The sequence below is a fragment of the Candidatus Nitrotoga arctica genome, from assembly GCF_918378365.1.
In the GTDB taxonomy this organism is placed as follows: Bacteria; Pseudomonadota; Gammaproteobacteria; order Burkholderiales; family Gallionellaceae; genus Nitrotoga; species Nitrotoga arctica.
The window spans coordinates 2824301-2846930 of record NZ_OU912926.1 but is presented as its reverse complement, the minus strand read 5'-3'; the positions used below and the strand labels follow the sequence as shown (position 1 = coordinate 2846930).

Annotated in this window: 15 protein-coding genes; 6 read left to right on the top strand and 9 right to left on the bottom strand. The window is 49.2% G+C overall.

The features are described from left to right. The first annotated feature begins 65 nt into the window (after positions 1–65). Complete coding sequence (locus MKZ32_RS12960; protein ID WP_239797651.1) at positions 66–3191, top strand: EAL domain-containing protein; 3126 nt, start codon at positions 66–68, stop codon at positions 3189–3191. Positions 3192–3314: 123 nt separating this feature from the next. On the opposite strand, the gene MKZ32_RS12955 is transcribed toward MKZ32_RS12960, so the two are convergent. Continuing rightward, on the bottom strand, positions 3315–3713 hold the full coding sequence (locus MKZ32_RS12955; RefSeq protein WP_239798159.1) for a YqaA family protein: 399 nt from the start codon (positions 3711–3713) through the stop codon (positions 3315–3317). Positions 3714–3776: 63 nt separating this feature from the next. Beyond that, positions 3777–4592 (bottom strand): DUF4197 domain-containing protein, encoded by an 816-nt coding sequence (locus MKZ32_RS12950; RefSeq protein WP_320412269.1) that lies wholly within the window; start codon positions 4590–4592, stop codon positions 3777–3779. Between the two features lie 262 nt (positions 4593–4854). Between MKZ32_RS12950 and MKZ32_RS12945 the strand changes: the two genes are divergently transcribed. Beyond that, complete coding sequence (locus MKZ32_RS12945; RefSeq protein ID WP_239797650.1) at positions 4855–6366, top strand: helicase HerA-like domain-containing protein; 1512 nt, start codon at positions 4855–4857, stop codon at positions 6364–6366. 84 nt (positions 6367–6450) lie between these two features. On the opposite strand, the gene lpdA is transcribed toward MKZ32_RS12945, so the two are convergent. After that, entirely contained in the window at positions 6451–8328 is a 1878-nt protein-coding gene (gene lpdA / locus MKZ32_RS12940) for a dihydrolipoyl dehydrogenase (protein WP_239797649.1), read from the bottom strand. Between the two features lie 65 nt (positions 8329–8393). Further along, positions 8394–9653 carry a glutamate-5-semialdehyde dehydrogenase gene (locus tag MKZ32_RS12935; protein ID WP_239797648.1) on the bottom strand — a complete coding sequence of 420 codons (1260 nt, stop codon included), beginning with the start codon at positions 9651–9653 and terminating at the stop codon, positions 8394–8396. A gap of 183 nt (positions 9654–9836) precedes the next feature. Between MKZ32_RS12935 and trpC the strand changes: the two genes are divergently transcribed. Further along, entirely contained in the window at positions 9837–10628 is a 792-nt protein-coding gene (gene trpC, locus MKZ32_RS12930) for an indole-3-glycerol phosphate synthase TrpC (RefSeq protein WP_239797647.1), read from the top strand. A 216-nt stretch (positions 10629–10844) separates the two neighbouring features. Here trpC and MKZ32_RS12925 read toward each other — a convergent pair whose 3' ends face one another. Then, positions 10845–11960: a porin gene (locus tag MKZ32_RS12925; protein ID WP_239797646.1), complete on the bottom strand. Its 1116-nt coding sequence runs from the start codon at positions 11958–11960 to the stop codon at positions 10845–10847. A gap of 336 nt (positions 11961–12296) precedes the next feature. Here MKZ32_RS12925 and coq7 point away from each other — a divergent pair, with 336 nt between their 5' ends. Further along, positions 12297–12923: a 2-polyprenyl-3-methyl-6-methoxy-1,4-benzoquinone monooxygenase gene (coq7, locus tag MKZ32_RS12920; protein WP_239797645.1), complete on the top strand. Its 627-nt coding sequence runs from the start codon at positions 12297–12299 to the stop codon at positions 12921–12923. Positions 12924–13469: 546 nt separating this feature from the next. Further along, the gene (locus MKZ32_RS12915) at positions 13470–15464 is read left to right on the top strand and encodes a RelA/SpoT family protein (RefSeq protein ID WP_239797644.1); all 1995 of its coding nucleotides are present in this window, start codon (positions 13470–13472) and stop codon (positions 15462–15464) included. 171 nt (positions 15465–15635) lie between these two features. Here MKZ32_RS12915 and MKZ32_RS12910 read toward each other — a convergent pair whose 3' ends face one another. From MKZ32_RS12910 to apbC, 4 genes are all read right to left on the bottom strand, one after another. Continuing rightward, positions 15636–17888 carry an arginine/lysine/ornithine decarboxylase gene (locus MKZ32_RS12910; RefSeq protein WP_239797643.1) on the bottom strand — a complete coding sequence of 751 codons (2253 nt, stop codon included), beginning with the start codon at positions 17886–17888 and terminating at the stop codon, positions 15636–15638. 195 nt (positions 17889–18083) lie between these two features. Next, positions 18084–18305 carry a hypothetical protein gene (locus MKZ32_RS12905; protein WP_239797642.1) on the bottom strand — a complete coding sequence of 74 codons (222 nt, stop codon included), beginning with the start codon at positions 18303–18305 and terminating at the stop codon, positions 18084–18086. Positions 18306–18431: 126 nt separating this feature from the next. Further along, positions 18432–18998, bottom strand: a complete 567-nt coding sequence (dcd, locus tag MKZ32_RS12900) for a dCTP deaminase (protein WP_239797641.1) — start codon at positions 18996–18998, stop codon at positions 18432–18434. A gap of 85 nt (positions 18999–19083) precedes the next feature. Further along, positions 19084–20178 carry an iron-sulfur cluster carrier protein ApbC gene (gene apbC, locus MKZ32_RS12895; RefSeq protein WP_239797640.1) on the bottom strand — a complete coding sequence of 365 codons (1095 nt, stop codon included), beginning with the start codon at positions 20176–20178 and terminating at the stop codon, positions 19084–19086. 114 nt (positions 20179–20292) lie between these two features. Between apbC and metG the strand changes: the two genes are divergently transcribed. Next, positions 20293–22449 (top strand): methionine--tRNA ligase, encoded by a 2157-nt coding sequence (gene metG / locus MKZ32_RS12890; protein ID WP_239797639.1) that lies wholly within the window; start codon positions 20293–20295, stop codon positions 22447–22449. Positions 22450–22630 lie beyond the last annotated feature (181 nt).

Genomic DNA, 22630 nt, shown 5'->3' with positions numbered 1-22630 from the left:
TCAGAATCTACGCGCCGGTTAACTCTTTTTCACGATGTGCGACGCGCTCAGAAGGAATAAACACAATGACAATTTTCAAGAACAACTTGCCCCGATTTTCGAACCACCTCTGGGTGACACTGGGTATGCTCGTTGTTTTCGCCGCAACCTTTGCCGTTTATGCTTGCGCAGAAAGGGAGATCGGCCGCGCTAATGAGTCGCGGCAGCGGTCTTTTTTGCTGGCGGATGAATTGCGCCAGTCGTCTGATGACCTTACACGTATGGTTCGCACCTATGTGGTGATCGGAGATCCAATCTATAAGCAACACTATCAGGAAATCCTCGACATCCAGGATGGCAGAAAGCCTCGCCCAATCGACTACCGCAACATCTACTGGGATATCGTGCTGCGTGATGACCAGCGTCCGCGGCCGCCGGGACTGGCGGTTCCCTTGCTGGAGTTGATGCGAGGGGCTGGTTTTACTGCAGAAGAATTCGCCAAACTGGCGGAGGCAAAAGCCAACTCGGATACGCTCACACGCACTGAATTTGCTGCAATGAAATTGATCGAATCAACCAGCCCGTTGACTGAGGTGAACCGCGCCGGGGCAATTGCTATGTTGCATGACGAGGCTTACCACCAAGCCAAGGCTAGCGTCATGCGGCCGATCAGCCAGTTTCAAAGAATGGCCGATAAACGTACCTTGGAGGCCGTGCATACCGCCGAAACCTACGCCACCTTGATGCGTTCGATCTTCATCCTGCTGGGCATGCTGCTGGCAGTCCTACTCTGGAAACTGCAACGGAACTTGCATGCGACTCTGGGTGGCTCAGTGAACGAACTGCATACGCGCATCGCCCATCTTGGCAGTGGAAATTTTTCATCCGTCATTACGGTCGCTAAAGGCATGGAAAACAGCGTGCTGGACTGGTTATCGGAAACACAGATCAGTCTGGCCAGGATTGACGCTCAGCGTAAGGAAGCCGAAGCAAAAAATCAACGCCTGACTAAGCTTTATGCCGCTTTGAGCAAGTGTAACCAGGCCATCGTGCGCTGCACCAGCGAGACGGAGTTATTCACGCAAGTCTGCCGCGTTGTAGTGAATTTTGGTGGCATTGATATGGCATGGGTAGGTGTACTTGAAGAACAGAGTGACTATATAAAGCCGGTCGCATCCTTTGGCAGTGGTGTGGAATATCTGAAAGGGCTGCAGATTCCAGTGGCAGTCGATGAACCATACGGACGTGGACCGACCAGCTCTGCGTTCCGCGAAAACTTGCCATTTTGGTGTCAAAATTTTCAGCATGACCCTATCACTACGCTATGGCATAAGCACGGTGCACGGTTTGGGTGGGCGTCATCTGCCGCGTTGCCACTGCATTGTAATGGTGAAGTCATCGGGGTTTTAACCCTCTATACCGATGTGGACAACGCCTTCGACGAAAATGTGCGTAATTTGCTGGTGGGAATGGCGATGGACATAGACTATGCGCTGAAAAGTTTTGGGCACGAAGCGCAACGTAAGCGAGCAGAAGAGGCGTTGCGGGAGAGCGAACAGCGCTTGCGCACCATCATCGAGACAGAGCCGGAATGCATAAAGGTCTTAGACAGCGGCGGTCGAATCCTGGAAATGAATGCTATGGGACTCGCCATGCTTGAAGCAGACTCCATAGAGGAGGTGCAACAGCGTAAACTCGTAGATTTTATTCTTTCCGCGTATCACGATTCCTTTCTCGCCATGCATAAACGCGTGATGAGTGGCGAAAGTTGTTTTTTTGAGTTCGAAATAAAAGGCATCAAAGGAGCTCAGCGCTGGCTGGAAACTCATGCCGCGCCCTTAAGTAATGCGGACGGCACAATTACGATGTTGCTTGGTATTACCAGAGATATCACTGCGCGCAAGGAAGCCGAAAAGCGTATTCAATACCTGGCGCATTTCGACTCGCTCACCGGATTACCGAATCGCGTTCAGTTGAACAACCACGCTAAATATGTCATCAGCTTGGCGCAGCGGAGTCAAGTGCCAGTGACGTTGATGTTCCTCGATCTCGATCACTTCAAGGATATTAACGATACGCTCGGCCACAGTGTTGGTGATGCTTTGCTGGTGGAACTGGCCAAACGGCTGCGCTTGGTGCTACGCGAGGAAGACATGGTGTCGCGCCTTGGGGGGGATGAATTCATCTTCTTATTGTACGGTGTCGACGCACACGAAGCGCCTCTTGTGGCGCAGAAGCTGTTGGATGTTATCGCTGTACCCTGCCAGATAGAACAGTATGACCTGAATGTAACCGGCTCGATTGGCATTGCCCTTTATCCAGGCGACGGCACAGATCTGGAGACCCTCTCTAAAAGCGCCGATTCTGCCATGTATCGCGCCAAGCATGAAGGTCGTCATGGCTACCGTTTCTTTACTGCTGAAATGCAGATTCGTTCGGCGCGCCACTTGAAACTGGTCAATGCGCTGCGCCAGGCGTTGGAACGCAATCAACTACAAGTGCACTACCAGCCTCAGGTTTCTATGCAGGACGGACGGATCATTGGGGCGGAAGCTCTGCTGCACTGGACACATCCAGCGCTGGGTTCAGTTTCGCCATCGGAATTCATTCCCTCCGCAGAAGAAAGCGGGCTGATCATGCCGATTGGGGAGTGGGTGCTGAGGCACGCGGCGCGACAGGCAAAATCGTGGATGCAGAACGGTCTGGTTCCGCTGGTCATGGCGGTGAATCTTTCCGCAGTTCAGTTCCGCCATCCCGATTTGCCCAATTTGATCACGCGTATCCTCGACGAAGAGGGCTTGCCGCCAGAATATCTGGAGCTGGAGCTGACCGAGGGCGTAGCGATGCATGACCCACAAAATGCTATTGCCGTGATGAACAAACTGCACGAGCGCGGCGTGCGTATGTCGATCGATGATTTTGGTACCGGCTATTCTTCACTGAGTCATCTGAAAAAATTCAAGGTGTACAAACTCAAGATCGATCAGTCCTTTGTACGCGACATCAGCACCGATCCGGAAGACAGGGCTATCGTTAGTGCCGTCATCAACATGGCGAAGAGCCTTGGTCTGCAAACCATCGCTGAGGGAGTGGAAACGGCGGGGCAACTGGCGTTCCTGCGGGAACAGGGTTGCGATGAGATGCAGGGCTACTATTATTGCAAGCCACTGCCGGCCGATCAGTTCGAGGAATTTGTTCGATCAAAGGCCTGATAACCTTAAATTCAACCTATTTGTTAGCGTCATAATCTTCTACGATTATCCATACGTTATTCTTTTATGAGGAAACGGTATCGAAGTAATGGGATCGTGAGTTTTTCGTCTGATTGCATTGATTCAAATTTGGGTTGCGATCGCAATGATCCAGTACCGCGCGAATTTGCCTATCGCCATGAATAACGCAGCGTGCCAAGGATTGAGTCTTAGCCATCCGGCAGCAAGACACAGCGCATCACCCAGTAATGGCACCCAGGCAAGCAGTAATGCAGGTGTGCCGTAGTGCTGTATTTTCTCCACATGTTTGAGCTTATGGGTTTGCGGTAACAATCGACCCATACCAAATGACACCATGCCGCCTAGCGTATTGCCGAGAGTGCTGAGCAAAAGCGCAGGCCAGAATAATTCCGGGTACAGCTTTAGCACACTGATTAGTACAATTTCAGAGCCACCAGGAAGCAAGGTGGCGGCAAGGAAGCTGCTAATGAAAAGCGATAACAGACTGGTAGACTCAGTCATGTCCAGAAAGTGGGTGGTTTCTGCCAAAACCACCCTTCCCACTAAAAGTGAATGACAGACCGATTAAAATTTGATTGCCGAAAAAATCTTTTTCGCCAGATTACCCGTTGCTTCCAGCGGGTTTGCGCGAATCGCTTTTTCCTGCTCGGCCATCATCAAAAACAAGCCGTCCATTGCTTTGCGGGTAATGTAGTCATCCATCTTGGTATCGCGTTTGTCTATCAAACCAAACTGCACCCCCTTTTCAGCGAATTGATCATAGGTCTCCGCGAGCTTCACTTTCTGTATTGAAGTTGCCACGACAGGTTTAAATTTTCCGGCCAGCGCAGTTTCAGTGTTTTTGCGGAAATATTGCGTGGCGGCATCACTGCCGCCCGTGAGTATGCCTTTGGCATCGTCCACGGTCATTTTATTGACTGCACCCACTAGCAGATCTTTTGCTTCAGGAACCGCTGTTTCGGCGGCCCGATTTATAGAGGTAGTCAAGTCGTCGGCATACTTTCCCATGCCAAATTTACGTAATAAGCCGTCCGCTTTTTGCAGACTTTCCGGCAGCGGAATGCGCACCTTATCGTTACCGAGGTAACCGTTCTCTTTGGCAAGACTGGCAACGGCAGTTTCTGCACCCTGAATGAGGGCTTGCTTCAAGCTGCTAACCTGATCATTGTTGCTAAAATTAGCCAAATTTGCCGCAGATTTTAGAGTTCCCGTTGTTGCCGGTGTGTTGCTAGAGGCTGCAGGTTCTGAATTTTTTTGGGTAGATTTCCCCAAACTGCCAAGTTCTTTGTTGATTAAATCACCAAAATCAATGGCGTGAGCATGGCTAGCAGCAAGTGTAATAGAGGCAAATAGAATACTTTGGATCATATGTCGAGGCATGATGATGTTTCTCCTGTAAGAGTGGGCTTAAAAGTTTATATGTAACTATTGTAAAGTTTCTGGGAAGCACGCAGATATAGTATCGAGCATATTATTACAATGTGGTAAAAAGTGTGTTAGTGAGGATGCATAATTTTCCTGCATTGTGAAACTGAATCTACGTTATCATTTTTTGCCTGATTAATCTGCATTAGTGTATTGATGCAACTATCGTAGCCTGCTACATTTTTGTGCAGAACCACCCAATCAACTCGGAGCCAATATGAGCGAACCGCTACTGATCGCTAAAAATAACAAGCAAGAACTTTTTTTACTGCCGCAAATGGCCAATCGCCACGGGCTGATAACCGGTGCGACAGGAACGGGTAAGACTGTCACCCTGCAAACATTGGCGGAATCCTTCAGCCGTATTGGCGTGCCAGTATTCCTTTCTGATATCAAGGGAGATTTGTCCGGTTTGAGCAAGAACGGTGGCAACAACCAAAAAGTCACCGAAAGAGTCGCGCAACTCAATCTGGAAAATTTTGTACATCGCGCTTATCCAGTAACGTTCTGGGATGTATTCGGAACCATGGGTCATCCATTGCGTGCCACTATCTCTGACATGGGACCGATGCTCATCGGGCGTATGTTGAATTTGAACGAAGTACAGCAGGGCGTGCTGGCGCTAGTGTTCAAAGTCGCCGATGACAATGGACTGTTATTACTCGATTTGAAGGATCTGCGCGCAATGTTGCAGAACGTGGGTGACAATGCCGCAGATTTTACTACTGAATACGGCAACATCTCCACCGCCAGCATCGGTGCGATTCAGCGTGGCTTGCTGCAAATTGAAACGCAAGGCGGCGAAAGTTTTTTTGGTGAACCGATGCTCAATATTACCGACCTGATGCAGACCGACGCTAACGGCTACGGCATGATTAACATCCTGGCCGCCGATAAATTGATGTCTTCGCCCAAAGTGTATTCCACTATGTTGCTGTGGTTGCTTTCCGAGTTATTCGAGCATCTGTCCGAAGCGGGTGATCTCGCCAAGCCTCGGCTGGTATTCTTCTTCGACGAAGCACATTTACTGTTCAATGATGCCCCTGAAGCACTGCTCGATAAAATCGAACAAGTGGTACGTCTGATTCGTTCCAAAGGCGTAGGGATATATTTCGTCACTCAAAACCCAGCAGATGTGCCGGATAAGGTACTGGGTCAGCTCGGCAACCGTGTTCAGCACGCGTTACGTGCCTTTAGCCCACGCGACCAGAAGGCTGTGAAGGCAGCAGCTGAAACCATGCATGACAATCCCGATCTGGATGAAGAAGCCGTTATTACTACGCTGGGCGTAGGCGAAGCACTTGTTTCATGCCTGGACGAAAAAGGCCGTCCGGGTATTGTTGAACGTGCATTCATTGTTCCGCCACAGGCTCAAATAGGTCCGATTAATGACGCTGAACGCAAAGCCATTATTCAAGATTCGCTGCTTGTGGGTCACTATGAAAAGGCAGTGGATCGCGAATCGGCTTACGAAATTATCAAGAAACGCGCCAGCAATAAATCTGCCGAAGGCACAACAGCAAAAGCTGCTGACCCAACTCAGGAGGAGACGAGTGGCGACGGTGGATTTGGCGGGATGTTGGGAAGTATATTTGGTGGCAGTACCTCAAGAAGTCGTGAAGGTGTAGGTGAAGCGTTTGCCAAGAGTGCTGCCCGTGCCATTGGCTCAACAGTCGGGCGGCAAATTATTCGTGGGGTACTGGGTTCGCTCCTGGGTGGTAGACGGTAGGTGCTATCGTCAAGTAGTTTCGGATCATTTTTATGACGAAGTAAAGCAGGCGTCATAATGACTCTGAAGGGCGTATTTAAATTTTTAGATACGCCCTGATTTTTTGCGCGGCATGTATAAGTCCGTAATACTGCCTTCGGCAATTTCCGCAGCGAAGCCGACAGTTTCCGACAATGTGGGGTGCGGGTGGATAGTCAGAGCGATGTCCTCCATGTTCGCACCCATTTCCAGTGCAAGCACCGTTTCGGCGATCAATTCACCTGCATTGCTGCCCACGATGCCTGCACCCAGAATATGTTTTGTTTGCGGGTCATATAGCAGCTTGGTAAGCCCTTCTTCCCGCCCCATTGACAATGCACGGCCGCTCGCCGCCCATGGAAAAGCTGCCTTCTCATAGGGTATGCCCTGTGCTTTAGCTTGCGTTTCGGTCAGACCCATCCAGGAAATTTCCGGATCGGTATAAGCCACAGACGGGATAGCAAGCGCATCGAAGCTGGCTTTATGCCCGGCAATCACTTCCGCCGCCACTTTGCCTTCATGCGTTGCTTTGTGCGCCAGCATGGGGTCGCCCACAATGTCGCCGATAGCATAGATGTGCGGCACGTTGCTGCGCTGTTGTTTATCCACTGGAATGAAACCACTTTCATTGACCACTACACCTGCCGCTGCTGCGTTAATTTCGTGTCCGTTTGGACGGCGTCCTACGGCGAGCAGCACACGGTCGTATAGTTGCGGCTGTGGTGCATTGTCACCTTCAAAGGTTATATTCAACCCTTCCTTCCGTGCCTCAATTTTAGTGACTTTGGTCTTCAAATAAATTGCTTCGTAACGTTTTTCGATGCGCTTGTGCAACGGACGTACAAGGTCGCGATCAGCGCCGGGAATGAGGCCATCGGCCAATTCGACTACAGAAATTTTGGAGCCTAGCGCGTCATATACCATGCCCATTTCCAAGCCGATGATGCCTCCGCCAATAATCAACATACGCTCAGGGATATCCTGCAACTGCAATGCACCGGTGGAATCAATCAAGCGTGGATCATCGTACGGAAAACCGGGAATACGCGCCACGCTGGAGCCTGCTGCAATAATGGCATTGTCAAACGTGATAGTTTTACTACCGTCGCTGGTTTTCACCGTGATGCTGTTAGGGGAATTGAATTTCGCCACACCGTAAACTACGTTCACTTTGCGCTGCTTGGATAATACGACTAAGCCGCCGGTTAGTTTGGCGATAATGCTTTCCTTCCAGCTGCGAATTTTATTAATGTCGATCGTCGGTTTGCTAAATGTGACGCCATGATTCGAAATTTCATCTGCCTCGGTGATAGTCTTGGCGAGATGTAACAGCGCCTTCGATGGAATGCAGCCTACATTAAGACACACCCCACCGAGTTTAGAGTGACGTTCAATTAATATTACCTGTTTGCCCAGATCAGCAGCACGGAAAGCTGCGGTATAGCCACCGGGGCCAGCGCCCAGGACGACTATTTCGGCATGAAGGTCACCTTTTTCAAATGAGGGGGAGGTTGGGATAGCAAATTCTGGCGTCGAAGATGGGGTGGAAGTGACTTGTGGCGTAGATAAACTTTCTCCTGTCTCTATGCTTTCTTCCGTTTTTTCTTTATCAGGTGAGGGGGTTGGCTTTTCCTCTGAAAAAGAGGGGATGGAAGTGACAGGAGTGGATTGAGCAGACGAGGAGATTGGTACTTCCGCTGTCGTTTCTGTTTCTAGCATTAGGATCAAGTCGCCTTGGCTGACCTTGTCACCAATTTTGATCTTTAATTCCGTTACCACCCCCGTAGCGGGGGAAGGTACGTCCACAGTCGCTTTGTCGGTTTCCAATGTGATCAGTGATTGCTCTGCTACCACCGCCTCGCCTATTTGGACTAACACCTCGATAGTAGTTACATCCTTAAAGTCACCAATATCCGGCACGTTAACTGCGATAGTTTGTTTCATAATTTTCTTTCGTGATCATTTCAGAAGTGCATTTACACATAAACTCTTGGTGAGAAATACTCCTGCTAATTTCTTATATGCCCGCTACCCAATACAATAAATTTCTGCGAGGTTAATCCTTCCAATCCCACGGGGCCGCGCGCGTGAATTTTGTCCGTGGAGATACCGATTTCCGCGCCTAATCCGTATTCAAAGCCATCGGCAAAGCGTGTTGAAGCATTCACCATGACCGAGCTGGAATCCACTTCGCGTAAAAACCGCATCGCCTTGGTGTAATTCTCAGTCACGATGCTGTCAGTGTGCTGTGATCCATAGGTGTTGATATGCGCAATAGCATCATCCAGCCCCGCCACCACACGCACGCTCAAAATCGGCGCAAGATATTCGGTGCGCCAATCTTCTTCTGTAGCAATTGTCATTTGTGTAACGAATCTACATGCGGTTTCGTCACCACGCAGCTCCACGCCTTTATCCAGATATATTTTACATAATTGAGGCAGCACATGCGGCGCCATACTGGCAGCCACCAACAAGGTTTCCATGGTATTACACACACCATAACGCTGAGTTTTGGAGTTATCGGCGATGCGGATGGCTTTTTCTAAATCAGCCTCGTCGTCGATATATACATGGCAAATACCGTCCAGATGTTTAATAACCGGCACACGGGCTTCTTCCGCGATGCGCGCGATTAGACTTTTTCCGCCGCGCGGCACGATCACGTCCACATATTCCCGCATGGTAATAAGTTCGCCTACTGCTGCACGATCGGTGGTGTTGATCACCTGCACCGCAGTCTCCGGCAAGCCAGCTTCGCGCAGTCCCTGGTGGACGCATGCCGCAATTGCCTGGTTGGAATAAATCGCCTCGGAGCCACCGCGTAAAATGGCAGCATTGCCGGATTTCAGGCAAAGCCCTGCTGCATCAGCCGTCACATTTGGGCGGGATTCATAAATGATGCCGATAACACCAAGCGGTACACGCATTTTACCGACCTGGATGCCGGAAGGACGATATTTCAGGTCGCTAATCTCACCGATGAGATCCGGCAGGGCCGCTATCTGCAATAGCCCTTCTGCCATGTTGCGCACGGATTTTTCAGTTAGGGTGAGACGGTCGATGGAGGCAGCATCCAATCCGTTAACACGGGCAGCAGCGGTATCCTTGGCGTTCGCCGTAATGAGTTGTGCAGTGCTGCTCAGAACAGCAGCAGCAATATTTTCCAGGGCAAGATTTTTTTTCGCTGTGCCAGCTTGCGCCATAATGCGCGAAGCGGCGCGGGCCTTCTGCCCGACCTGTTGCATATATGTTTTTATGTCATCCATTTCTACCTCATAATTCAAGTGGAGCCAGTAGATGGGCAGAGCGCAGCGACTCCATCATTGTCAACACAGCCATCTCATTCATCTCATTGATGACGGATATCGCTGCATTTTGTCCCTCTATAAGTGCGCATTTTACCATTGCACTTAAGTTAAAATACGCACCTTAGTATATTAGGGTCTGCCATGTCTGACATTCTGCAAAAAATTCTTACTGTTAAGGCGCAAGAAATTGCTGCCGCAAAAGCCGAATGCTCATGGGTAACCATGCGCGCTAAGGCGGAGCAAGCCTTACCTACTCGTGATTTTATCGGAGCAATTCGCAGAAAAATTACAGCAGGTCAGCCCGCTGTGATAGCCGAAATTAAAAAAGCCAGTCCGAGCAAAGGTGTGTTGCGCGCGGATTTCCACCCAGCGGAAATTGCTGCGAGTTATGCAAATCATGGCGCGGCCTGCCTGTCAGTATTAACCGATGCGCAATTCTTTCAGGGCAGTGCCGAATATCTCCAAGAAGCGCGGGCCGCTTGTTCAATTCCGGTGCTGCGCAAGGATTTCATGGTAGATATCTACCAGATTTATCAGGCACGTGCGTTAGGAGCGGACTGCATCCTGCTGATCGCGGCAGCATTAAGTTTGGCGCAGATGCAAGAATTCGAAGTTTTGGCACATAGCTTGGGACTAAGCGTGCTGATAGAAGTGCATAATAAATCAGAATTGGACGAGGCATTACAACTCACCACTCCGCTTATCGGTATTAATAACCGCAATTTGCGTACTTTTGAGGTAACACTGCAAACTACGTTGGATTTATTACCGCACATTCCACAAGAACGTATTGTGGTAACCGAAAGTGGCATCCTCCAAGCAGAAGATGTACAACTGATGCGCAATAATCACGTCAATGTTTTTTTGGTAGGCGAGGCATTTATGCGTGCGCCCGAACCAGGCGTTGCCTTAGCAAGGCTGTTTGGGTTGTGATGCATGTGCGCGCTCGTGGTGGCTTGGACTATTCCTAGATTACAGAGCAACAGAGATATACAAACAAGTTATCTTAACTTGGGAAAATGGTTACCACGGATCATTTGCAGGCGCTGGTATTGAAGAATCTCCCCCGTATTATATCAATATAAAAAACGGGTACCCGAAGGTACCCGTTTAACATTCAAGTCGTTATCCTCTTGCGAGGACAATAATTTAGAACGAATGTTTCATACCCACTGAGAAGGTATCCGCGTCACCACCACGAGCAGTATTACTAATGGAAGTGCCTTCACTGTTCCAGCCAAGCTGGTAGTTTGCGTTTCCATCATTTTTCAGCTTGCTGTACAAAGCATACAACGTGCTGCGTGCACTCATTTTGTGGTCGTAACCAAATGTATACTGCTTGGCTCCAGAGTTTGGAGTATTTCCAGCATTGTTATCGACATTAGCATACGCCAGTTTAAGCGCGTCAGCTGAAGTCATGTTGTATTTGCCGGATAGATACCAAGCTTTGGAATCGCCAGAGCCAATTTTATTGTTGATTTTTTCATACACACCGTTTAACGCAAACAGAGTTGTAGCGTAACCAACGGCCCCTTTCCATGCTCTGGTGCTAAGTCCAGCAGCACCAAAACTAGGCAAATCCAATTGACCAGGACCATTGCTTACGCTTTGATAAGCCAAAGCACCATAAAACGGAGTCTGATCATTGCCGTACATGGCAGCAAGCGATGCACCTTCATTTGTGTGGTTTAAGCTGTTATTTGGACCTAAGTTTTGATTTTTCCCTGGTGCTGTACCGCCTTGATCACCAAAATAAGAACCTGCCAGACTGAAACCGCTATAATTCAAGGTGTTGAAACCAACGGTATTGTTGGTACGAACATCATGCCCGATACCCATCAGACTGCGGTTATCAGCGATGGTATTTTGGAACATGTCCATGTCACGAGTAGAGACCTTGTAGGGGGTATCGAAACGACCTAATCTTACAGTACCTGCTTGGTCGAATTTCAAGCCAGCGAAGGTGTCACGGAAGGCAAGGCGTGTATCAGAACCTGGGCTATCTGTGCCGCCTTGACCTGCGCCAATCGCAATTTGGTTTTCAATTTGCCAGATTGCGGACAAACCGCCACCCAAATCTTCCGAACCCTTAAAGCCAATGCGTGATGCATTGCTACCTACCCCGGTGCTGTCCCTGTTTCCATCATTTTGTATGAGGTCATAGGATACGTTAGCTTGACCGTAAATACTGACGTCGGCGATTGCTGCTGAGCTCGCAAATACACTTGCGACGGCTAGAGCAATCAAACTTTTATTCATGTTCATAAAATGTTCTCCTTGATTTACTAAATTGGTTTTCCGGGAAAACCTCTCAAATTTAAACCACTTATGAGAAGTCAGACCGTATTCTGACAGAGAGCTTAAGAGATAAGCAAGTTGCATGTTGTATTATTACAACATCAAATAGGATAAACAAAAACTCCCTCTAGTTTAATTGAAGGGCAAGCTTGGTAAGCAGAAAACAACAATTTCCCCTCACCGTATACGCTAAAATAGGTAACCAAAATTTTTTGCTGCGAAATCGTGTAGGTGGAATAGAGTGTTAATTTTTAAAGGTGTCCGTACTATCGAGATGGGTAAAAAAATGCAAAGGAGAGTTCTGTGTTGAGTTTCGACAGCTTGATTATAAAATTCGACAAAAGTTTGCGCACTCTATTTAGCGAAGCGCATAGTATTCGCCCTTTTCCTGATGCCGGTTTGCCGGATGCCGCATTAGACGAGAATGAGAAAAAGCTCTCAGCAGCGTTAATGCGGGTCAATCATAGCGGTGAGATTTGCGCTCAAGCATTATATCAAGGACAAGCACTGACGGCGCGCGATCCTGTGGTGCAGGAAGAATTGCAGCAGACAGCGAACGAGGAGACCGAACATCTGGCATGGACGTCGCGACGTGTGCATGAGTTAGGAGGTCATCTGAGCTTGCTCAATCCAATTTGGTATGGCAATTCGTTGGTCATTGGCGCGCTCGCCGGATTGCTAGGTGATAAATGGAATCTGGGATTTATGGCGGAAACCGAACGTCAGGTAGGTGCACATTTACAAAGTCATTTGGAGAAATTGCCAGAACAGGATATAAAAAGTCGTACGGTTGTTCGGCAAATGCTCATAGACGAAACTCGGCACGGGGATATTGCAGCGCAGCTGGGTGGTGCGGAATTGCCACTGCCGATAAAGTTGGCGATGCAAGTGAGCGCAAAGGTAATGACACAGACTGCATATTGGATATAGCGTGGTATTGTACCCAAATTTTTTTCGATAAAGTGATGAAGAAGCGTTTTCGCTCTGCTTTTTCTGTACCGTAGTGAGGCCTTCTCTATAGGCACCTCTAAAATTCACCATCAATCGCCACTGAGGCACCAGTTACGGTCAGAGCTTGGGATACTATGTCCACATCTCTGCTACTCAAATCGTTCCATACCCCCATGCCCCGGTCTTTTTGATGTTGAGACACGTCGACCAAGTTGACGGCGATGGTCGTTAATGAGAGTGCGCTCGCTATAGCATAAGATAGAAGAAGTTTAATGAAAAAGGTCTATCCTGGCGTTGATAAGCTCGGAAATCAGATGACGTCCTAAAAACCAGGAAATATTTAAACTTGGCGGAATTCGTCGTAATTTATTTTTTAGAGGTGCCCATAAGCGGTTGGGTGTGTTGATGCTCGATTAGAATTGCTGTCTGATAATTTGGAGTGATAGGGGAAAGCACTTTAGCAGGCTGATGCGAGCGTCAATGCCTAAAAAATCCTGAATGACTACATTGATGCGATAATATTCCATGGTGTCCGTTCAACAAAAATTTTCTTCCTCGTCTGCTAATGGCGGAGTGGATATCGATTCCTGGCTTGATTCCTTATCAAAAACTTTTGTTTCTGCAGAAGTCGGGGCGATCCGCCACGCCTGCGAATTGGCTGAGCCACTTTATGCCGGGCAAGTTGAAATAACGGGCGCACCCTTGTTTCAGCACGCGCTTGGTGCGGCATCTATCCTGATTGATTTGAATATGGATTTTGAAACCATAGCCGCCGCCATAATGCACGCGGTGCCCGAGTATCTGGGCAACTGGGCTGAAGTTTTGGAAACACGTTTTAGCGCTAATATAAGCCATTTGGTTGAAGGGATTTCGCGTATTGAGCAAATCCGGGAATTCAGCGAGATGCAAGGCCTGCATAAAATAGAAAAGAAAAAAGGTGATAGCGGCCAGCAGATAGAAAGTTTGCGAAAAATGGTTTTGTCCATGGTGGAAGACATTCGTGTGGTGTTAATCAAGCTTGCTGAGCGAACCCAGACTATGCGTTGCTTGTCAGGTGCCAGCGAAGATCAGCAAAAGCTGATTGCGCTTGAAACGCAGGGTATTTTTGCGCCACTGGCAAATCGCCTCGGCGTATGGCAAATAAAATGGGAACTGGAAGATCTTTCTCTGCGTTATCTGGAACCGGATATTTACAAGAAAGTGGCTACGCTGCTGGATGAGCGCCGGGTAGATCGTGAACAATATATCGCGGATGTGCTGACTCAGTTGAGGCTGGAACTGAATCAGGCAGGCATCAAGGCGGAGGTGACAGGACGGCCCAAGCACATCTTCAGCATCATCAACAAGATGAAGCGCAAGCGCATAGATTTCAGCGAGCTCTATGATGTGCGTGCAGTGCGGATTCTGGTGAATGATGTCAAGGATTGTTATGCGGCACTTGGACTGGTACATAACTTGTGGCAGCCTATTTCAAGCGAATTTGATGATTACATTGCGCATCCCAAGAGCAATCACTACCGCTCATTGCATACAGCTGTGTTCGGTCCGCGCAACTTGGCACTTGAGGTGCAGATACGAACTTTTGAGATGCACCAGCATTCGGAATTGGGTGTCGCTGCCCACTGGCGATATAAAGAAGGCGCAAAATCGGATGTCAGGTTCGATGAACAGATTGTATTGCTGCGCCAGATTTTAGAATGGAAAGAAGATGTAACTGATAGTGGTGACATGCTGGCGCAATTCAGGAATGAATTATTCCATGATCAGGTTTATGTGCTTACGCCTCAGGGGAAGGTGATCAATTTGCCCCAAGGCGCGACTCCGGTGGATTTTTCCTATGCGGTGCATACTGATTTGGGACACCGTACGCGCGGTGCCAAGGTAGATGGCAGCATAGTGCCGCTCAATTACAAGTTGCAACACGGGCAACGGGTAGAAATCCTGGTTGCCAAACAGGGTTCACCGAGCCGTGACTGGCTTAATCCTGCCCATGGTTATTTGCAAAGTCAGCGAGCCCGGGCCAAGGTGCGGCACTGGTTCAAGTATCAGAGTTTTGATGAACATATTTCTCAGGGTAGGATGCAGTTGGATCGTGAACTGCACCGGCTGGGCGTTACCTCCTTAAATCAGGAAAAAATCGCGCAAAAGTTGCATTTTAATAAGTTGGAAAACTTGTTGGCCGCACTCGGGCGGGGCGATGTCACGCAACGACATCTTGTCACCGCCATTCAGGACGAGATGCCAGCGAGGACAGTAGAAATAATAAAACCAATTGTCTTCAGGTCTACTGCTGCACGTTCATCCCCCACAGATATTCTGGTTGAAGGCATGGGTAATTTGCTGACCCGAATAGCGAAATGTTGCAAGCCCGTGCCGCAGGATTTGATTGTTGGATATGTCACGCGCGACCGGGGGATGACTATTCATCGTCAGGATTGTTCATTCATGCAGCACTTGCCTGAAAATAGGAGCCACCGTATGCTCAGTGCGCAATGGGTAAGTCAAAAAAAATTACCTTGACTGGTTGATATTGAGTGCACCAAGCTTATGACCGGCATGCATGGCCTTCGAGAATATTTTTTACTGCTCGGCCTCGTATTGAAAGCAGCTAGTTATAAAATAGAATTTGCCAAGCCGTAATTGTAGTTTTAGCCGGGCCTAATTCAGGCCAGATTCAAATTCTAATCGCACTTACTCTTGTCTTACGCAATCCACATAGTAGCGTGGTCCGTCACTACCCTCATTTGCTACCAAGCCATGAATGTCACTCTCAAATCCTGGAAATTTCTGATTAAAGTCTCGCGCAAACTTGAGGTAGTCCACGATGGTTTTGTTGAAGCGTTCGCCCGGGATGAGTAGCGGAATGCCTGGTGGATAAGGCGTCAACAGCACGCTGGTGATGCGTCCTTCCAGTTCGTCAATCGACACGCGGTCAATTTCACCGTGCGCCATTTTAGCGAAAGCGTCGGACGGCTTCATGGCGGGCTCCATGTTGGAAAGGTACATCTCGGTGGTTAACCGCGCTACGTCATTGATCTTGTAAATGCCGTGAATATTGTCGCAAAGGTCACGGAGGCCGATCTTCTCGTAGCGTGCGTATTTGGCGACAAATTCGGGCAGCACACGCCATAGTGGCTGATTTTTGTCATAGTCATCCTTGAATTGCTGCAACTCGGTTACCATGGTATTCCAGCGTCCCTTGGTAATGCCAATAGTAAACATGATAAAAAAAGAATAGAGGCCGGTTTTTTCCACCACAACACCATTTTCCGCCAAGTACTTGGTGACAATGGCAGCCGGAATGCCGGAATCGGCGAAGTCTCCCCCGACATCCAGCCCCGGGGTGATAATGGTGGCCTTGATCGGGTCGAGCATGTTGAAGCCCGGTGCCAAGTTGCCGAAGCCATGCCAGCGATCATCTGCACCCAGCATCCAGTCCGCGCGCGAGGCCATGCCTTCTTCGGCGAGAAAGTCCGGCCCCCAGACTTTGAACCACCAATCCACTCCCCATTCTTCATCCACCTTGCGCATGGCACGACGAAAGTCGAGCGCTTCAGCAATGGATTCTTCTACCAGAGCGGTGCCGCCGGGCGGCTCCATCATTGCGGCAGCCACATCGCATGACGCGATAATGGCGTACTGCGGGCTGGTAGAGGTATGCATCATATAGGCTTCGTTGAAGCAGTCGCGGTCCAGTTTGCGCATTTCGCTGTCCTGCACCAAAATCTGTGAGGCTTGACTCAATCCGGCCAACATTTTATGGGTCGATTGTGTGGAAAACACCATGGATTCCTTGCACGGCTTACGGCCTTGGCCGATGGCGTGCATATCCTTGTAGAAATCATGAAAGGCGGCATGCGGTAACCATGCCTCGTCGAAAAGCAGGGTGTCAATTTGCCCATCGAGCATTTGTTTGAGGGTTTCCACGTTGTACAACACGCCGTCATAAGTACTTTGAGTGATAGTCAGGATGCGCGGCTTTTGCTTTTTATTCTTGATGAACGGGTTTGCATCGATCTTGCGCTGGATAGTCTCAATTTTAAACTCGTCCAGTGAAATTGGTCCGATGATGCCGAAATGATTACGTGTCGGCATCAGGAATACGGGTATTGCACCAGTCATGATGATGGAATGCAGGATGGATTTATGACAGTTGCGATCCACCACTACGATGTCATCGGGTGCGACGGTGGAATGCCATACAATTTTATTTGATGTAGAGGTGCCGTTAGTCACAAAGAACAGGTGATCGCAACTGAAAATACGCGCTGCATTTCGCTCGCTGGCCGCTACCGGTCCGGTATGATCGAGCAGCTGACCCAGCTCGTCGACTGAGTTGCACACGTCTGCACGCAACATATTCTCGCCAAAGAATTGGTGAAACATTCGACCTACCGGCGATTTCAGGAAAGCGACCCCGCCCGAGTGGCCAGGGCAATGCCAAGAATAGGAACCATCTTGCGCGTAATTAACCAGAGCGCGGAAAAACGGCGGGGCGAGTGAGTCTAAATATAATCGAGCTTCACGGATGATATGCCGCGCCACAAATTCCGGCGTGTCTTCATGCATATGAATGAATCCATGCAATTCGCGCAGGATGTCATTCGGGATATGGCGTGAAGTACGCGTTTCGCCATATAGATAGATGGGGATATCGGCATTTTTAAAGCGGATCTCTTCCACGAAAGCACGGATGCTTTTCAGTGCAATGGCTGTCTCTTCTTTACTGCCGCCGCCGAATTCCTCATCGTCTATCGATAGTAAAAAGGCCGAAGCTCGGCTTTGCTGCTGCGCGAATGAAGTCAAATCCCCGTAGCTGGTTATACCCAGCACCTCCATGCCTTCTTTCTGGATGGCCCCGGCCAAAGCGCGCACGCTCAGACCACTGGAATTTTCTGAGCGGAAATCCTCGTCGATGATGATGATGGGAAAATCAAATTTCATTCAGTGCTCCTTGGTAGGGAATATCTGCCGGACAGCGAGTCGGGGCCGATTGTCGCAGATTTAGATGATGTGGTTAGCGTTAAATAACAATTAAGAATGATGTCATCCGGTAACGCGAATAAAAGATTGTCAGCTGTATTAAGGGGGACGATTAAACCGGAATTGATCAAAAAGCTTAATGCTATTCTGGTGCAGTTAGCCGCGCGGAGGGTAGGGGTTTTTAAGGGCTTGGACTAGTTCAGTCAGTACCGTGCGAAACTGCTGTTCGTCACAACCCATTAGTACGGCATCTTCCAGCGCGTCTTGGCAGATTTGGCGGATTTCTTCCATGTTCTCGCTCAGCACCTTGTTCTTTTCCACGCAGGCGACCACCTCGCCTGTGGGGCTGCGCCAAATGGTTTGCGGATTGGGTGCCATTAAATTTTATACCTCTATTTGATTCAGTAGAGTTCAATGGATGGGCGGAATGTAACCACTCATCTGATTCATACTTTGCTAAATGGCGGGTGAGTGTTGGACTGCTTATTCTTCACCTGACTATATTCATATCTTGGGTAGCGTAACCCCAACTTGCCCCTGATACTTGCCGCCCCTATCTTTGTATGAGACTTCGCATACTTCGTCAGACTCGAAGAAGATCACTTGCGCCACGCCCTCATTGGCGTAAATTTTTGCCGGTAAAGGCGTGGTATTGGAAAACTCCAGTGTTACATAACCTTCCCATTCCGGCTCTAAGGGTGTGACATTGACGATTATGCCGCACCGCGCGTAGGTAGATTTACCCAGGCAAATGGTCAGTACGTTGCGGGGAATGCGAAAGTGTTCCACGGTACGTGCCAGCGCGAAAGAGTTGGGCGGGATGATGCAATAGTCGTTCTTGAGCTCGACGAAAGAGTTGGCATCGAAATTCTTTGGATCGACGATGGTGCTATTGATGTTGGTGAATAGCTTGAATTCGTCTGAGCAACGGATGTCATAGCCGTAGCTCGACGTGCCATATGACACGATACGCTGGCCATTCATTTCTTTCACCTGCCCGGGTTCGAACGGCTCGATCATGCCGTACTGTTTGGCCATGTGACGTATCCACTTGTCTGATTTAATGCTCATGTTTAGTTCGATACAAAAGTTATGGTCCAGGGAAAAGAATAAAAATATAAATGCTCCATGACACTTTGCACTTCGCGTTTTATCCTTATGTCTTCTGCATCACAATTTTAGGAAACGCCGCACTATAATCTTGCGCCATTTCAGCAACTTTCACCGCCAGGCGCCGCGCAATCTGTTTGTACTCTTTGGCAATTACACCATCGGGGTCGGCCATGACGGTGGGGTTGCCGGAATCGGCCTGCTCGCGAATGCGGATGTCCAAAGGCAAAGAACCGAGGAGCTCTACTTTGTAGTCGTTACACATCTTTTCGGCTCCGCCGCTCCCGAAGATGTGTTCCTCATGCCCGCATTTCGAGCAGATGTGCGTGCTCATGTTTTCCACGATACCAAGTATCTTTATGCTCACCTTCTCGAACATTTTGAGTCCCTTGCGCGCATCCATCAGTGCGATGTCCTGTGGAGTGGTTACGATGATCGCCCCGGTTACCGGTACTTTTTGTGACAGAGTCAATTGGATATCGCCAGTGCCGGGCGGCATATCCACCACTAGATAGTCCAGCTCATCCCAGCGCGTCTGATTCAACAATTGATCCAGTGCCTGAGTGACCATCGGGCCGCGCCAGACCATCGGCACATCCTCGCCTTGAATCATGAAGCCGATGGACATGACCTGCAGTCCATGTCCCTGCATAGGCTCGACCGACTTGCCATCGCGCGATACGGGCTCGCCTTTGATGCCCATCATGGTGGGCAGGGAAGGGCCGTAAATATCCGCATCCAGAATCCCGACGCGGGCACCTTCCGCAGCCAGTGCCAACGCCAGATTCACCGCCGTAGTGGATTTGCCCACACCGCCTTTGCCGCTGGCCACCGCAATAATATTCTTTACCCCATCAACTAGCTTTACGCCGCGCTGCACAGCATGGGGCACTACCTTGCTGCTTACATTCACGCAAAGAGTGTTGATACCTGGTAAAGCGCTACGCAGGTGATTTTCTACCATCACTCGTATCTCGTCCCACACGCTTTTCGCAGGGTAGCCAAGCTGAATATCGAGCGATAAATTATCACCGCTGATCTTTATATTTTTTACCGACTTGCCCGCTACAAAATCTTTTTTTGTATTGGGGTCAATCAACTTTGCCAATGCGGCCTGTACGTCTGCGTCGGTAAAACTCATGTGCTGCTCCTGCAATTAAAACGATAGGGGGCAAGCATTCTACCCAAGATTCCCCGTCACGCCTATAGTTCAATTTTGCTACAATTACGGCCCTTTACAAGGGGTTTTCTATTTATGTTGCGCAAGATACTGGTTACGTCCGCATTGCCTTATGCCAATGGTAGTATCCATTTGGGTCATTTGGTTGAGTACATTCAGACCGACATATGGGTGCGCTTCCAAAAAATGCTAGGCAACACATGTTATTACGTCTGTGCAGACGATACTCACGGCACGCCTGTCATGCTTCGCGCTGAAAAAGAAGGTATCACCCCGGAACAATTGATAGATCGCGTGTGGCATGAACACAAGTCAGATTTTGAAGGTTTTCATGTCGAGTTCGACCACTATGGCAGCACTAACAGTAACGAAACTAAAGAATATGCAGAGGCAATTTATTGCAAACTTAAAGCCGCGGGCTTGATTGAAGTGCGTTCAGTCGAGCAGTTCTATGATCCGGTCAAGAATATGTTCCTGCCGGATCGTTTCATCAAGGGCGAATGTCCCAAATGCCACGCCAAGGATCAATACGGCGACAATTGCGAAGTGTGCGGCACCACTTATTCGCCCACCGAACTGATCAATCCCTACTCCGCCGTGTCCGGTGCGCAACCCGAGCGGCGTAACTCCGACCATTATTTTTTCAAGCTCTCCGCTGACACATGCCAACAGTTCCTGCGCGAGTGGACACGCAGCGGAACACTGCAACCAGAAGCCGCCAACAAGATGCAGGAATGGCTGGGCACTGCAGGCGAGAACAAACTCACCGACTGGGACATTTCTCGCGACGCGCCCTATTTCGGCTTTGAGATACCCGATGCACCGGGCAAATATTTTTATGTGTGGCTGGATGCGCCGGTAGGCTACATGGGCAGCTTCAAAAAGCTGTGCGATGCCGATGGCATCGCCTTCGACGATTACTGGAAGCCAGATTCCGATACTGAGCTGTACCACTTCATCGGAAAGGACATCCTTTATTTTCACGCCTTGTTCTGGCCCGCGATGCTGCAACATGCCGGTTTTCGCACGCCAACTAAGCTGTTCGCACACGGCTTTCTCACCGTCAACGGCGAGAAAATGAGCAAATCACGCGGGACTTTTATCACCGCAGATAGCTACCTCAAGCAGGGACTCAACCCGGAATATTTGCGCTACTACTATGCCGCGAAACTCAATGGGACGATGGAAGATATTGACCTGAGTTTGGAAGATTTTGTCGCGAAGGTGAACAGCGACTTGATTGGGAAGTACATCAATATTGCGAGCCGGTGTGCGGGGTTCATCCATAAACTTTTTGATGGTCAATTAGCTTCTTCTCTTCCACAAATCGACCCCAAACCCTATTACAAGCAAATTGCCGAAGATGAACTTGAATCTGCCAAGAAGCAAGGCGGTAGCTTTGCTGTGGCGCAAATTATCCCTGGTGACGAAGATTTGTTTGGCAGATTTAGGAAACGTGCAAATGATATTGGGAAGGCGTATGAAGAACGAGATTATGGAAAGGCCATCCGCCAAATTATGGAGTTTGCGGACATTGCAAATCGCTATGTAAATGAAAAAGCCCCTTGGGCAATCGCCAAGGACGACGCGAGAAGGGATGAGCTTCACCAAGTATGCACTGCCGCTATTGAGCTATTTCGCCTTCTCACAATTTATCTCAAACCGGTCCTACCTCAACTTGCAAGCAGTGTAGAGACCTTCTTAAACATTGCACCACTAAGCTTAAGAGATGTTAATCGCCCGATCATCAGCCATCGAATTAACCCTTACCAACACCTGATGACCCGCATTGACCAAAAACTAATAGATGCCATGATTGAAGCCAATAAAGAAACCCTTGCACCGCCGCCATCCCCTGTTCGTCATGCTGAGGCGCAGCAGCACGCCATTGCGCCCATCGCTGAAACCATCAGTATCGACGACTTCAGCAAGGTCGATCTGCGCGTGGCTAAAATCGTCAACGCCGAGCATGTTGAAGGCGCGGAGAAGCTGCTGAAACTGACGTTGGACATCGGTGAGGAAAAAACGCGCACGGTGTTTGCGGGCATCAAGTCGGTTTACGAGCCGGAAAAATTAAAGGGTCGCATGACGGTGATGGTTGCGAATCTTGCGCCACGCAAGATGAAATTCGGTTTATCGGAAGGGATGGTGCTGGCGGCTTCCGGCGATGCGCCCGGTTTATTCATCCTCAGTCCGGACGATGGCGCACAACCTGGCATGAGGATTAAGTAGTCTGCTCCAAGAAACTGGCCGAATTTTTCCGCCCCCAATTCTCATTCTTTGCGGCGCCCACAAACAACCCTATTTCAGGGTGCATCAAGCAGGATTTTTTGACGAGATGGAAAGCGACAATGTAACGGCTGGCCTGGGCACCGCATTACGCCGTGCTACCAAATTATTGGAAGAGAAAAAA